The following is a 14,891-nucleotide window of genomic DNA, read 5'->3' as shown; positions in this document are numbered from 1 at the left end:
TTATTTTTTGCGTACTTATTTTTTGCGCACTACAACGCAGCCGATCGAGTAACCGGCGCCGAACGAGCAGATCACCCCGTTCGCGCCCTGCGGCAGGTCGTCCTGGTACTTGTGGAAGGCGATGATCGAGCCGGCCGACGAAGTGTTGGCGTAGCTGTCGAGGATCACAGGCGCTTCGCTCGGCTCGGCGTCGCGGCCGAGCAGGGTGCGGGTGATCAGGAGGTTCATGTTCAGGTTCGCCTGGTGCAGCCAGTAGCGCGACACCTGCGGGATTTCCAGGCCGGCCGCTTCCACGGTCTCGCGGATCATCTCGGCGGCCATCGGGCACACTTCCTTGAACACCTTGCGGCCCTGCTGGCGGAACAGCTTGTCGGACGCGCCCACGCCGGATTCGTCGAAGCGGTTCATGAAGCCGAAGTTGTTGCGGATGTTGTTCGAGAACTTGGTCTTCAGTTTCGAGTCGAGGATCTCGAACTGGTGCTCACCGACGGCGGTGTCGGCCGCTTCGATGATCATCGCGGTGCAGGCGTCGCCAAAGATGAAGTGGCTGTCGCGGTCGCGGAAGTTCAGGTGGCCGCTGGTGATTTCCGGGTTCAGCACCAGCACGGCGCGCGCCTGGCCGGTCTGCACGGCGGCCATCGCGGTCTGGATGCCGAAGGTGGCCGAGGAGCAGGCCACGTTCATGTCGAAGCCGTAGCCTTCGATGCCCAGCGCTTCCTGCACTTCGACCGCCATCGCCGGGTAGGCGCGCTGCATGTTCGAGGCGGCGACCAGCACCATGTCGATGTCGGCGGCCACGCGGCCGGCGCGCGCCAGCGCATCCTTGGCGGCGGCGACGCACATCTCCGCCTGCAGCGACAGTTCGTCGTCGCCGCGCTCGGCGATGCGCGAGGTCATGTGCTTCGGATCGAGGATGCCTTCCTTTTCCATCACGTAGCGCGACTTGATGCCGGAGGCTTTTTCGATGAAGCCGCTGCTCGACGGTTCGAGGGCGGTGACTTCGCCTGCGGCGATCGCGGCGGCATGTTCGGTGTTGTGCAGCTCGACGTAGGCATTGAACGCCGTCACCAGCTCGTCGTTCGAGATGGAATACGGAGGCGTAAACAGGCCGGTGCCGCTGATGACGACAGATTTCATGTTCGGACTTTCAAAGGAGATAAGGGGTATTTCCCCAAGACTGACGGCGATTCTACACAATCGGGGGGAGCCTGGGAATTGTCGGGGTGACTATTTTGTAGGCAGATTATTCGGATTGGATGGGGGGTTTTGCCATATCGGTAACGCATCTCGTATCGATATCGCATCCGTACGGTGGGCACTCCGTGCCCACGCGGAACGAGGCGTCATGTCGGCCCCGGTCCGAGCCGCGTGGCATGCTCCGAGATACTCTGTCTAAGAGCGTGTCGGTACCTCCAAACGCAGCCAACACCATGCCAGCTTCCGCGTGGGCACGGAGTGCCCACCGTACGGTTGCCGTCAACAACGGAAGTATGTTGGCGTTAATCCTGCTTCACGGCCCCCGCCAGCTTCGCCCCGTCCTGCCGCGTCGACAACTGCATGCTTTCGCCTTTCAGATGCTTCACCGCCTGCGCCAGCTGGAAGTCGGTGGCGCTGCCGTAGGCCAGCGGCTTGCGCTGGCGCAGCTTGGCCAGCAAGGCCATCTGCTCCTCGATGTCGTCCTCGCGCGTGGCTTCCTCGGCGTCGCCGCTCAGGTGGTGTTCGAGGTCGGCCTCGCGCATGCGCAGGGCGTTCAGGCCGTCGTCCTCGGCGGTTTCGTCGACGGCAAAATCGGGCACGATGCCGCGCGCCTGGATCGAGCGCCCGGCCGGGGTGTAGTAGCGCGCCGTGGTCAGCTTCACCGCGGCGTCGGTGCCGATCGGGCGGATGGTCTGCACCGAGCCCTTGCCGAAGGTCCGGGTGCCGACGATGCTGGCGCGCTTGTGGTCCTGCAGCGCGCCGGCCACGATCTCGGAGGCCGAGGCCGAACCGGTATTCACCAGCACCACCAGCGGCAGGGTCTTGAAGAGGTTCGGCACGCCGGCCAGCGGATCGCGCCCGCTGCGCAGCATGTAGTACTCGGGCCGGCCATAGAAGCGCTGGCGCATCTCGGCCAGCTGGCCGTTCGTCGACACGATTTCCACGCCCTCGGGCAGGAAGGCGGCGGCCACGCCGATCGCGCCCTGCAGCAGGCCGCCCGGGTCGTTGCGCAGGTCGAGCACCAGGCCCTTCAGGTGCGGCTCCTTGCGCGCCAGCTCGGCCAGCTTGGCGGCCATGTCGTCGACGGTCGGTTCCTGGAATTGCGCGATGCGCAGCCAGGCGTAGCCCGGCTCGACGATCTTCGCCTTGACGCTTTTCTGCACGATTTCGCGGCGCTCGACGGTCAGCACCAGCGGCTGCGGCGCGCTGACGCGGGCGATGGTGAGCGTGACGCGGGTGCCGGGCGTGCCACGCATGCGCTTGACCGCTTCGTCCAGGCCCAGGCCGCGCACATCCGCGCCGTCGATGCGGGTGATCAGGTCGCCGGCCTGGATGCCGGCGCGTTCGGCCGGCGAGTCTTCCATCGGCGCGACGATTTCCACGTAGCCCTCGTCGCTCTGGCCGATCTCGATGCCCAGGCCGACGAAGCGGCCCTCGGTGCCTTCGCGCAGCTCGCGGTAGGCGGCCGGATCAAGGTAGCCGGAATGCGGGTCGAGCGAGCCGACCATGCCGTTGATGGCCTCGGTGAGCAGCTTGTCGCCCTTGACCGGCTCGACGTAGTCGGACTGGATGATGTCGACCACCCTGGACAGCTGGCGCAGGCCGTCGAGCGGCATGCTCGGCTCGACCGGCTTGTAGGCAAGCGCGGAAAACTGCATCGTGACCGCGACGCCGGCAACGACGCCGACAGCCAGCAAGCCGGTGTTTTTCAGAGTGGAACGCATAAGTAAATAGTGACGGCGTGATAAAGGCAACGCGCGGCTGCCTGGCACGCATGAGATAGCGTGGGACCAGTATAAACCCGATTCGCCCGCTTCCGCAGGGCGCAAGCGATCCGTGGTGGCTTTGTCAAGCCGATGCCGAGGCCGATTGTAAAGCCGTCTTTGCGTCCGGTAAGCAATTGTAAGAGTCACCGATGCGGCCCGGCGGCAGACCTATAGTGGATTGCAGTTTTTCTCTCTCCACCCCCAACAGTGGATTTTGCCCGTGGCCCCCTCCATGGGCTTTTTTTTGCCCGGAGCTTTCATGAACCTGACCCGTCTCACCCCCGCCCATTTCGCACGCGCCGCCGCCCTGGCCCTGGTCCTGCACGCCGGCGCCGCCACGGCGTCGCCCTTGATGGACCTGCGCGCCGACGACCTGCTGGCAATGGCGCCGGAGCTGCGCAAGGCGCTGGCGCTGAATGCCAACCAGCAGCTGCTGTGGCAGCAAAGCGAACAGCGCACCCGCGCGCTGCTGCGCGAACGGCAAGGGCGGCGCGAGCGCCTGCAGGCGCAGGCCGCAGTACTCGCCAGGAATCCGGGCGCCGAATTGCGCGAGCTGGGCACGGCGGCCGACGCCGAAGCGCAGGCGAGCGCACAGGAAGACAAGGCCCTGCGCGAGCAATGGCTGCTGCTGAACGACGCCCTCGACGACCGCCAGCGCGCCGTGGTGCTGCGCTTCCTGGCCGACCAGCTCGAACGGGTGCGCGACGCCGCGCCGCCGCGCGGGGAGGGCGGCCCGCGTGAAGGCGGCGGCCACGGCGGACCCGGCGGGGCGGGAGGACGGGGCCGTCCCGGCGGCGCGGGCGGCATGGGCGGCAATCCGGGCGGCGCGTCCATCGGTTTCTGAGGCCGTGTATCGAAACGTAACAAAGACACCGGCAGCCACATTCCCGGCCCGGACCGCTGCTAGAATGTTTTGCTGATAAGGTGCCATGTCCGGGAGGGGAGCATGGCGCGGCAATCGAAGATGAAGGATGAAGGGCGTAGGGACTGCGGCACTGGCAAAATAAGCACTGAACAATCGGTACAGGACAAGCAGACAATAACAACATGAGCAAACGCGATATCCGGCTCGACACCTTGCGCGGAATCCTGCTGGCCTTCATGACGCTGAACCACCTGGGCGTGATGGCGACCCGCCAGCCTTTCGGCTTCGTCTCGGCGGCCGAAGGCTTTATTTTGCTGTCCGCCTACACCTATGCGATCACCTCGCAGATCGCGCACGTCTCCTTCCTGGCCATGCTGCGCACCTCCGGCAAGCGCGCCTTCAAGATCTACAAGTATCACATCCTGTCGTTCTTCCTGCTGCTGGCCGTGGTGCTGGCGGTGCCAGCCTACGACCGCTATTTCGGCCATTCCTTCGTCGACGACCAGTCCGTCATGAAGACGGTCGCCGGCGCCCTGCTGCTGGTGCACCAGCCGACCTACTTCGACATCCTGCCGATGTACATCGTCTTCGCCCTGCTCACTCCCGTGCTGCTGTACGCGCTAGGCAAGGGGCGCGGCGCCTGGGTTTTGCTGGGCAGCGTGGCGCTGTGGATGGCCGGCCAGCTGTTCGACCCGGTGCCGGCCGTGGCCGAGGCCTCGGGCATCAGCGGCAGCGACGGCTTCTTCAACCTGTTCGGCTGGCAGCTGCTGTGGGTCACCGGTCTGTACCTGGGCTACGCGCACAAGCACCAGGGCCGCACCGACCTGGCGCCGAGCCGCGCCTCGGTATTGATCGCCGCCGCCATCGTCGTGTTCTGCATCCTGGCGCGCCATGGCATCGTGGTGCTGCCGGCGGGGATCCAGTTTTATTTCGATAAGTCCGACCTCGGCTTCTTCCGCTTCGCGAACGTCATCGCCCAACTGGTGCTGCTGCTGGCCCTGCTGCGCCTGATCGACCGCCACGCCGGCCTGCCCTGGTTCCGCTTCATCGGCACCTATTCGCTGCAGGTGTTCACCTGGCACGTGCTGGTCGTGTACCTGGCCGAGCCGCTGACCATGCATGTGGCCAAACAGTATGGCTTCCTGGCGAACATCGGCTTCGACATGCTGGTCGTCGCCAGCCTCAGCCTGCCCGCCCTGCTGTACCGGGAAGTGCTGAAGCGCCGCGCCCGTGCCGTCAGGCGCGCTCCCCCTGTCGTGCTGGCCCAGCCCGGGCCGCCTTCGTAATACCGGTGTCTTGTAACGTGCATCGTCTCCCGGCCCCGTGCCGTTCTTTTTGTAGATTGAGGATCATCTTGAAACGTACCCTTCTGAGCACCCTGACCCTGTCCGTGCTGGCCGCGTTCGCCCACGCCGGCGACGCCACCCCGACCAGCGCCCAGGCATCCGCGCCGATCTCCGGGATCGACACCCAGTTCATCGACAACTCGGTGCGTCCTCAGGACGACTTCTTCACCCACCTGAACGGCAAATGGCTGAAGTCGACCGAGATCCCGGCCGACAAGGCCAGCTGGGGCACCTTCATGCAGCTGCGCGACGACGCCCAGGCCCACCTGCGCGAAATCATCGAGGCGGCCCAGAAAGACCAGGGCAAGAAGGCCGGCACCGACGCCCAGAAGATCGGCGACCTGTACGCCAGCTTCATGGATGAAGCCAGGCTCGAAACCCTGGGCGTGAAGCCGCTCTCGAGCGAGCTGCAGCGCATCCGTGGCCTGAAGGACAAAAAGGCCGTGCCGGAACTGGTGGCCCACCTGTCGAAGATCGGCGTGTCGACCCCGTACGGCATCCGCGTCGGCCAGGATGCGCGTGCCTCCACCAAGTACGCCACCTACATCGGCCAGAGCGGCCTGGGCATGCCGGACCGCGACTACTACCTGAAGCTCGACGACAAGCGCATGGCCGACACCCGCGCCAAGTACGAAGCGCACGTCGCCCAGATCCTGACCCTGGCCGGCGAGAAGAACGCCGCGGCGCAAGCCAAGGCCATTGTCGCCTTCGAGACCGAACTGGCGCAGGTGCAGTGGACCAAGGTCGAGAACCGCGACCCGGTCAAGCGCTACAACAAGATGAGCCTGGCCGAACTGGCCAAGCTGACCCCGGGCTACGACTGGAACGCCGCCCTCAACGCTTCCGGCATCGGTAACAAGATCGACTACATCATCGTCGCCCAGCCGAGCTACCTGACCGGCTTCAACACCGTGCTGGCCAAGACCGACCTGGCGACCCTGAAGTCCTACTTCGAATGGCAGCTGCTGCGCGAATACTCGCCTTACCTGTCGAAGGCATTCGTCGACGCCAACTTCGCCTTCTACGGCACCGTGCTGACCGGCGTCACCGAGAACCGTCCACGCTGGAAGTCGGGCGTGTCGCTGGTCGAAGGCGCGCTGGGCGAAGCCGCCGGCAAGCTGTACGTGGAAAAATACTTCCCGGCCGAGCGCAAGGCGCGCATGGAAGAGCTGGTGAAGAACGTCACCGCCGCCTACAAGGAAAGCATCGACAACCTCGACTGGATGACCCCGGCCACCAAGGTCGAAGCCCAGGCCAAGCTGGCGAAGTTCGTGCCGAAGGTCGGCTACCCGAACAAGTGGCGCGACTACTCGAAGCTCGCCATCCGCAGCGATGACCTGATCGGCAACGTCAAGCGCGCTTCGGAGTTCGGCTACAACCGCAACATCACCAAGCTGGGCCAGCCGATCGACCGCGAAGAGTGGGGCATGACGCCGCAGACGGTGAACGCCTACTACAGCAGCTCGATGAACGAGATCGTGTTCCCGGCCGCGATCCTGCAGCCGCCGTTCTTCGACATGCGCGCCGACGACGCCGTCAACTATGGCGCCATCGGCGCCGTGATCGGCCACGAGATCGGCCACGGCTTCGACGACAAGGGCAGCCAGTCCGACGGCGAAGGCAACCTGCGCAACTGGTGGACCAAGGAAGACCTGGACGCCTTTAAAAAGCGCACCGACATGCTGGTCAAGCAGTACAACAGCTACAGCCCGCTGCCTGGCTATAACGTCAACGGCGAACTGACCCTGGGCGAGAACATCGGCGACAACTCGGGCCTGGCGATTGCCTACAAAGCCTACAAGATCTCGCTGAAGGGCAAACCGGCGCCTGTCATCGACGGCCTGACCGGCGACCAGCGCTTCTTCATGGGCTTCGGCCAGGTGTGGCGCTCGAAGATGCGCGAAGCCCAGCAGATCGTGCAAGTGAAGACCGACCCGCACTCGCCGGGCCAGTTCCGCGCCAACGGCACCGTGATGAACCACCCGGCCTTCTACGAAGCCTTCGGTGTGAAGGAAGGCGACAAAATGTACCTGGCGCCGAAAGATCGCGTCTCGATCTGGTAAAGTCATCGGTCTGATCGTGCAGAACGCCTGAATCTACGGGACGTATGCATATCTGACGGAAAACGGCCGGCGCTCACAAGGTGCCGGCCGATATCATTCAAAACAGTGGAGAGACACATGAAAAAGCACATGCTGAGCGCCCTGACGCTGGCACTGATCGCCGGTTTCGCACAAGCTGAATCCGGCGCTGCCGCGGCTGCAGCAAGCACCAAGACGGCGAAAGCCCCGGTCCTGTCGGCCGGCATCGCCACCGAATACATCGAATCGAGCGTGCGCCCGCAGGACGACTTCTTCGAATACCTGAACGGCAAGTGGCTGAAGAACGTCGAAATCCCGGCCGACAAGTCGAGCTGGGGCTCGTTCATGGAACTGCGCGAGAACACCCTGCCGCAGATCCGCGGCATCATCGAGAAGGCCGCCGCCGGCAATCCGGCCGCCGGCACCGATGCCCAGCGCATCGGCGACTTCTGGGCCAGCTTCATGGACGAAGCGCGCCTCGAGCAGCTGGGCGTCACCCCTTTGAGTAGCGAACTGGGCAAGATCGCCGCTATCAAGGACAAGTCCGAGCTGCCGGCCGTGCTGGCGCGCCTGGGCAAGATCGGCGTCAACGTGCCGTTCGACTTCGGCATCCACCAGGACAACAAGGATTCGACCAAGTACGTGGCCGACATCTACCAGGGCGGCCTGGGCATGCCCGACCGCGACTACTACCTGAAAACCGACGACGCGAAACTGGCGGACGTAAAAGCCAAGTACCTGACCCACATCGAGAAGACCCTGACGCTGGCCGGCGACAAGAACGCCGCCGCCAACGCCAAAGCCATCGTCGACTTCGAGACCGAGCTGGCCAAGGTGCAGTGGACCAAGGTCGAGCTGCGCGACCCGATCAAGGCCTACAACAAGGTCAACCTGGCCGACATGGCCAAGATCGCCCCGAACTACGACTGGGCCACCTGGCTGCAAACCGCGGGCATCACCGGCAAGACCGATTACGTCATCGTCAGCCAGCCGACCTACCTGAAGGGCTTCGCCGAGCTGTCGAACAAGACTTCGCTCGACACCTGGAAAGCCTACCTGGCGATGCACCTGGTCGACAGCTACAGCAGCTACCTGTCGAAGGCCTTTGTCGACCAGCGCTTCGACTTCTACGGCAAGACCCTGTCGGGCGTGACCCAGATCGAACCGCGCTGGAAGCGTGGCGTCGGCGTGGTCGAGCGTGCCCAGGGCGAAGCCGTCGGCAAGCTGTACGTGGCCGAACACTTCCCGGCCGAGCGCAAGGCGCGCATGGAAACCCTGGTCAAGAACCTGCTGGTCGCCTACAAGCAGAGCATCGACAAGCTCGACTGGATGAGCCCGGCCACCAAGAAGGAAGCGCAAGCCAAGCTGGCCAAGTTCACCCCGAAGATCGGCTACCCGAACAAGTGGAAGGACTACTCGGCGCTGGTCGTCAAGCGTGACGACCTGGTCGGCAACGTGATGCGTTCGCGCGTGGTCGAATCCGACCGCGAGCTCAACAAATTGGGCAAGCCGATCGACCGCGAAGAGTGGGGCATGACGCCGCAGACCATCAACGCGTACTACAACCCGGAGATGAACGAAATCGTGTTCCCGGCCGCGATCCTGCAGCCGCCGTTCTTCGACGCCAACGCGGATGACGCGGTCAACTACGGCGGCATCGGCGCCGTCATCGGCCACGAGATCAGCCACGGCTTCGACGACCAGGGCGCCCAGTACGACGGCGACGGCAACCTGCGCGACTGGTGGAGCCCGTCGGACCACAAGAACTTCAAGGCCAAGACCAAGATGCTGGTCGAGCAGTACAACGCCTTCGAGCCGCTGCCTGGCTACCACGTGAATGGCGAACTGACCCTGGGCGAGAACATCGCCGACAACTCGGGTCTCGCCATTGCGGCCAAGGCCTACCAGATCTCGCTGAACGGCAAGAAAGCCCCGGTGATCAACGGCCTCACCGGCGAACAGCGCCTGTACATGGGCTGGGCCCAGGTATGGCGTTCGAAGATGCGCGAACCGGCGCAGATCGCCCAGGTGAAGACCGACCCGCACTCGCCGGGCCAGTACCGCGCCAACGGTACCCTGAAGAACCAGCCGGGCTTCTACGAAGCCTTCAAGGTGAAGCAGGGCGACAAGATGTACCTGGCGCCGAAGGACCGCGTGATTATCTGGTAATGCGCATCTGGTAATGCGCATCCGGTAATGCTGTTTGCCTGATCGAAGCCGCCCCGCGCAAGCTGGGCGGCTTTTTCATTTCTGCACCGCATCATTCTGTGGCAAAGCCCCCACACGATTGAAAAGCTTTCAAGCTTCAGCCCGCTCTTGCGTTATTATTTTTTCAATAATACAAACGGGGATGCTGCGATGCAGTATGAAGATGAGGTACGCAAGCGCATATCGATGCTGCGCTTCCTGATGATTTTCGGTGTCGTGCTCCTGCACACCCCGCCTTTCGTGCCGATCAAGGAGGTGGGCGGAGGCACCTTCGACCTGATCAAGTCCTTCTTCCAGAATGCCGCCTTCCGCACCACGGTGCCGGTGCTGACCTGCATCTCCGGCTACCTGCTGTTCCGCTCGATGCTCGACCTGAAACCGGGCAAGCTGGCGCTGAAAAAATTCTGCACCATCGTCGTGCCCTTCCTGTTCTTCAACCTGCTGCTGCTGGGCGCCGCCGATTTACTGGAAAACGGCCTGCACGTCAGCCTGGGCGAAGACATGGTGCCGGACGATCCGCGCGGCTGGGCGAACGCCGCCTTCGGCCTCACCGATTCCCCGATCAACTATCCGCTCAACTTCCTGCGCGACCTGATCATGCTGATGCTGGTGGCGCCGCTGTTCGGCTGGATGCTGCGCCACTGCCCCTGGCTGGGCCTGGGCGCGGTGCTGCTGGTCTTCATGAACAACCTCGACGGGCGCTTCCTGCTGCGCGACGTGATGGCGCCGGTGTTCTACCTCGGCGGCCTGGCCGCGGTGCGGCGCTGGAATCTGTGCGCGCTGGACCGCTACGCGCTGCCCTGCCTGGCGCTGTTCGTGGGCCTGTGCGCGGCGGTAGTGGCCTTCCGCGTGGCCAATACCAACTACCTGCGCATGGCCGGCCCCTTCCTGATCTGGCCGGCGGCCGCGCTCCTGAGCAGCACCGCCTTCGGCGCCTGGCTGGCGCGTATGAGCAAGTACAGCTTCTTCGTGTTCGTCGCCCACGCGCCGGTGCTGATGGCCACCTGGATCGTCTACCGGCCGCTGGCGAAAGCGGTGCCTTATCCCGTGTACTGGCTGCTGGCGCCGGTGCTGACCACGGCCGTGCTGGTCGTGGCCTACCGGCTGGCGATGCGCATCGCGCCGAACGCCTTCAGCGCCGTGATCGCCACGGCGCCGCCGCGCCAGCCCGGCGCGGACGGCGTGCCGCTGGCGGCGCCGAGCCTGGCCAAGGCCGAATGACAGGGTAAATGGACGAAAAAAAGCCCCGGCGCCTTGCGGCGGCCGGGGCTTTTGTTTTACTGCGGGACCGGGATCAGCGCGGCACGATCGCGAACTGCGGGCTGGTGCCGTAGTTCGGCTTCACGGTACGGGCCATGAACTTGGTCCAGGCGGCTGCCGCGTTCGGCAAGCCTGCATCGGCGGCGTAGGCCAGGGCCGGCTGCATGTTCGACGGGTAGCCGGTCACGCTCGAGGAGTAGCCGGTCATCTCGCCCACTTTCAGGCCGAGGAAGGTCGCCATCGCCGAGCTGCCGCAGGCCAGGGCACGGAAGCCTTCCGACTGGCTGGCCGTCACGGACGGCGCCATGCTGGTGAAGAACGGGCTGGTTTCCGTTTCGCGGATGACCATCGAGTACAGCGAGGCATCGATCCAGCACATCGCCGGGTCGGTCATGCGCAGGACCGGCGCCTTGCCTTTCCAGCTCATCAGGGTCTTGGCGCTGGTGAAGCCGAGTTCCGCGGCGTGGCCGACGGCCTGGGTGAAGAAGTCGTCCTGCCACGGCGCGATGCCGCGCTTGCTGTTGTAGATCACCGCGCTACCCATGTCCAGCACGCCGAAGAAGTTGGCCGAGGCGTTGCGGGTATAGGTGGTGTTGTACCACTCCATGTTGCTTTCCAGGATGCGTGCGAAATGCTCCTTCAGGCGGTCGCTGTCCGGCGTGATGTAGGCCGCTTCGGCCAGCGTACGGATGCTCCATGCCTGGCCGCGCACCTGGTCGCGGTGCAGCAGGCCCTTGATGTTCGAACGGTAGCCCGGGTTCGACTGGAACACGTTGTACATGCCCCAGAACTGCAGCTCTTCCAGGTAGTAATAGTCGCCGGTTACCAGGTAAGGCAGGTAGGCAAAGCCAGGCTGGTGCGAGGCATCATGGCTGTTCGGCGTGGTGCAGGCCGATTTCGGGCACACCGGGAAGGCTTCGTACTGCTTGGTCGCCGGGTTCTTGGTGTCGGTCGAACGGCCCAGGATGGTCATGTACGGGAAGTCGACCAGGCTGACCGGACGGTCCGTGTTCTTGTCGCGGTAGTGCGACGACCAGCTGCCGGCCAGGTCGGCCGTGCCCAGGGTGACGGTCTTGGCGCGCGGGTCCATGCTCAGCAGGTAGGTCGCGGCCCAGCCAGGCATGATGCCGAGGTCGTTACGCCCGCCGGTGCTCGGCATGTAGGAGTTGGCCAGGCCCACGCCCATCGGCTCGATGGCCTTGCCGGTCCACTTGGTCATCAGGCTCTTCAGGCTCGCTTCCGGCGTCACCACGGTCTGGTCGTAGTTCGGCACGGCGCGGCTGGCGATCAGGTAGGCGGTGTTGTGGCGCACGTACACTTGCGGCGCCTCGCCCCACCAGAACAGCTTGCGCCAGCGGCTGTGGTGCAGGTGCGTCATGGCCGGCGCGTTATACACTTCCTGGCCGCGCACCACGACTTTCGCGTCGTAGGTGATGTTGCTCGGGTTCGGCTCATAGGCCCAGTTGTTTTCCAGGGTGACGTCGACGCGCGCTTTCTTGATGCCCTCGTACCAGCGGATCGCGAAGCGTGCGCTCAGGTGCGGGTGTTCCACGCCGGCCGCGCTGGTCAGCGGCGCCGAGACCTGCCATTCGTTGGCGATGGCGCCCGACAGCCAGGTGTTGTATTTCCAGCCGCTCTTGATCAGGTCGTCGGCCGAAGCCTTATACTCGACGCCGTTGATGGTGGCATGCACCGAGGCGCTGAAACCGTTCGACAGCAGGGTCTTCGGCGACGGTGCGGCCTGGGCGACCGGCGCATTCGTCTTCAGCAGCGTCATGGTGCGCGCTTCATTGGCGGCCAGGCCAGGCAGGATGGCCGAGATCACGGCATGGCGCACCGAACCGTCCGGGTGGCTGGCCTTGACGTCGAGCTGCAGCGGGACCATGGTGCCGTTGTCGAGACGGCCGACCAGCATTTCGTTGCGCAGCAGGTCGCCGGCGGCGAACACCTGGCCGAAGGTGACCGGCGCATTCGCCTGGGCCGCGGTGCCGGTGTTTTGCAGGCGCACGTCGGTGACCGGGCCGTACACGGCGTAGCTAGGGGCCGGCGTTGCGACCGGAACGAGCGGGGCGATGACAGCCGGCATGGGCGCCGGGATCGAACCCGAGATCGGGGCGGTAATGGCGCCGCTGGCGGGCACGTCGGCAACCGGGACAGTGGTAACCGGCGCGGTGGTGACCGGTGCAGTCGTCACGGGCGCCGTGGTGACAGGAGCCGCTGCAACCGGACCGGTACCGATCGGGGCCGGGATGGCCGGCACATTGGTTTCGACCTCGGCCGGCTCGGATTCGGGAGCGGCATTGCTACCGGTATTTTCTTCGGTCAGCTCGATCGCTTCAGGATCGGCGCTGCTGGCCGGAACGGCCGCTTCCGGCGCTGGCGTGGCGACCGGTGCGGGTGCAGGAATGCTTGCCGAGGTGCCGGCCAGGCTGGTGTTCGAGCCCGAGCCGCCGCCGCCGCCGCCGCAGGCTACCAGGGTGCTACCGAATGCCGCGATTGCGGCAATTCGCATTGCAAGAGTATGGAGTGGGAGAGTCATGGCAGTCTTCAGGAAGTTACTGAGAGGCACAAATTATTGCCTCTGGGAATTCCTGAAGGTTACGCCAAAGCAAAAATTCGGAACAGCAAAATCAAGCTGCCTGTTCACAATTTCGCCCAAATACAACATAAAATTATCGCTTTTTTCACGACCATTATTCGGTTTATAAGCGATTTTGCTGTGTATTTATATTGACTTTTTCAGCAGTAGCAGAATAAAAAAACCGCCTTTTCAGGCGGTTTCAATGCCAGAGTTTTAATCTGGCTCAATCGGATTGACTGGACTTTGCGCCAGATCGCGTGTAACCAGATGTCACTCTGGCAATCGCGCACTTCCCATTAGCGTGCCGCAGCCACCATGAAATCGACGGCCGCCTTGACGTCGGCGTCCGGCGCGCTGGCGCCGCCCTTTGGTGGCATCACGCCGGCCTTGCCCTGGAAGCCCTTGATCGCGTGGTCATACAGCACGGCCGTGCCTTGCTGGATACGCGGCGCCCAGGCTGCCTTGTCGGCCAGCTTCGGCGCACCGGCGATGCCGGCGCCGTGGCAGGCCACGCAGGCGCTGTTGTAGAGGGTCTTGCCGCTGTCGGCGCTGGCGACGGCCGGCGCTGCTGCGGGAGCCGCTGCGGGGGCGGGCGCAGGCGCACTCGCCGGTGCAGCCGCTGGCGTACCGGCGACCGGCGCGGCGGTGGCGGCGTTCTGGGCTGCCGGGGCAGCGGCGGCTTCGGCGGGCGTACCGGCGGCGGCTGCTGCTGCGGCCTGGACTGCGGGAGCGGCCGGCTCCTTGAACTTGGCGCCGCTCTGGTTGGCCATGTAGACCACCGCACGTTCCACTTCCAGGTTATCCAGGTCCGGGTTGCCGCCCTTGGCCGGCATTGCGCGGATGCCTTCGATGGCGTGTTTCACCAGGGTGTCGTAGCCCTGGGCCAGACGGGCGGTCCAGTCGCCCGCTGCCCCTACCTTTGGCGCACCGGCCACGCCGGCGCTGTGGCAGGCTGCGCACACGGCGGTGTACACGGCGTCGCCGGCCTGCAGCACTTTCGGGGCATTCGCGTCGACCAGGGTGAAGCCTTCCTCGGCCACCGGACGCAGGCGCGCCGCGACGGCTTCTTCGCCCAGGCTCTGTGTGCCCGCGCCTTCGAGCTTGTCGGTGGTGACAAAGGAAACCAGCAGGATGATGCCGATAACGATTACCAGGAAGAAGCCAGCGACCACCGCGATGAGCTGCTTGGGCGTCCGGATAAACGATTGTTCATTGTGTGCGTCGCTCATGATTTCCTTAATACGATTAAAAAAACCTGCCACTAGACTTGCAACTTGGTTCCGTCCGGCGCTTACGCTTCTTGCATGACATTTTGCAAAGGCCGCCAACGGGCGATTATAGTCTCAAAAGATGCCCCATGGCATATGCAGAAGGCACGGCGCGACACTTTCCGTGGACGCCACGCGCGAAAGACTGTATCCTTCGCATCGCTCAGGAGTTTCCCGTGCGGCTGTAGCTCAGTGGATAGAGTATTGGCCTCCGAAGCCAAGGGTCGCTGGTTCGATCCCAGCCAGCCGCACCACATCCTTTAGAGTATCAATGAGTTACCGGGTCGTCGGTGGACGGCTTGCACCTAAGCGACACTCA

General features: G+C 64.3%; 9 protein-coding genes and 1 tRNA gene. 6 read left to right on the top strand and 4 right to left on the bottom strand.

Annotation, left to right across the window (positions count from 1 at the left end; all coding sequences use genetic code 11):
• Nucleotides 1–15: 15 nt before the first annotated feature.
• Together LK540_RS06035 and LK540_RS06030 are read right to left on the bottom strand one after the other, a co-directional pair.
• Entirely contained in the window at nt 16–1,137 is a 1,122-nt protein-coding gene (locus LK540_RS06035; protein WP_229436142.1) for a beta-ketoacyl-ACP synthase III, read from the bottom strand.
• A gap of 362 nt (nt 1,138–1,499) precedes the next feature.
• Nucleotides 1,500–2,921 (bottom strand): S41 family peptidase, encoded by a 1,422-nt coding sequence (locus tag LK540_RS06030; RefSeq protein WP_229436141.1) that lies wholly within the window; start codon nt 2,919–2,921, stop codon nt 1,500–1,502.
• A 301-nt stretch (nt 2,922–3,222) separates the two neighbouring features.
• Here LK540_RS06030 and LK540_RS06025 point away from each other — a divergent pair, with 301 nt between their 5' ends.
• From LK540_RS06025 to LK540_RS06005, 5 genes are all read left to right on the top strand, one after another.
• The gene (locus LK540_RS06025) at nt 3,223–3,807 is read left to right on the top strand and encodes a hypothetical protein (protein WP_229436140.1); all 585 of its coding nucleotides are present in this window, start codon (nt 3,223–3,225) and stop codon (nt 3,805–3,807) included.
• A gap of 203 nt (nt 3,808–4,010) precedes the next feature.
• Nucleotides 4,011–5,114 (top strand): OpgC domain-containing protein, encoded by a 1,104-nt coding sequence (opgC, locus tag LK540_RS06020; protein ID WP_229436139.1) that lies wholly within the window; start codon nt 4,011–4,013, stop codon nt 5,112–5,114.
• 68 nt (nt 5,115–5,182) lie between these two features.
• Nucleotides 5,183–7,237 carry a M13 family metallopeptidase gene (locus LK540_RS06015; protein ID WP_267498685.1) on the top strand — a complete coding sequence of 685 codons (2,055 nt, stop codon included), beginning with the start codon at nt 5,183–5,185 and terminating at the stop codon, nt 7,235–7,237.
• Between the two features lie 117 nt (nt 7,238–7,354).
• Nucleotides 7,355–9,424 (top strand): M13 family metallopeptidase, encoded by a 2,070-nt coding sequence (locus LK540_RS06010; RefSeq protein ID WP_229436138.1) that lies wholly within the window; start codon nt 7,355–7,357, stop codon nt 9,422–9,424.
• Nucleotides 9,425–9,613: 189 nt separating this feature from the next.
• Nucleotides 9,614–10,684 carry an acyltransferase gene (locus tag LK540_RS06005; protein WP_229436137.1) on the top strand — a complete coding sequence of 357 codons (1,071 nt, stop codon included), beginning with the start codon at nt 9,614–9,616 and terminating at the stop codon, nt 10,682–10,684.
• Nucleotides 10,685–10,757: 73 nt separating this feature from the next.
• Here LK540_RS06005 and LK540_RS06000 read toward each other — a convergent pair whose 3' ends face one another.
• Together LK540_RS06000 and LK540_RS05995 are read right to left on the bottom strand one after the other, a co-directional pair.
• Nucleotides 10,758–13,235, bottom strand: a complete 2,478-nt coding sequence (locus LK540_RS06000) for a hypothetical protein (RefSeq protein WP_229436136.1) — start codon at nt 13,233–13,235, stop codon at nt 10,758–10,760.
• A gap of 365 nt (nt 13,236–13,600) precedes the next feature.
• Complete coding sequence (locus tag LK540_RS05995; RefSeq protein WP_229436135.1) at nt 13,601–14,533, bottom strand: cytochrome c5 family protein; 933 nt, start codon at nt 14,531–14,533, stop codon at nt 13,601–13,603.
• A gap of 217 nt (nt 14,534–14,750) precedes the next feature.
• Here LK540_RS05995 and LK540_RS05990 point away from each other — a divergent pair.
• A tRNA-Arg gene (locus tag LK540_RS05990) sits at nt 14,751–14,826 on the top strand.
• Nucleotides 14,827–14,891 lie beyond the last annotated feature (65 nt).

The organism is Massilia sp. IC2-278, from assembly GCF_020708045.1.
GTDB lineage: Bacteria > Pseudomonadota > Gammaproteobacteria > Burkholderiales > Burkholderiaceae_D > Telluria.
Note: the sequence above shows the minus strand (reverse complement) of the source record. Positions and strands in the feature narration are given on the sequence as shown.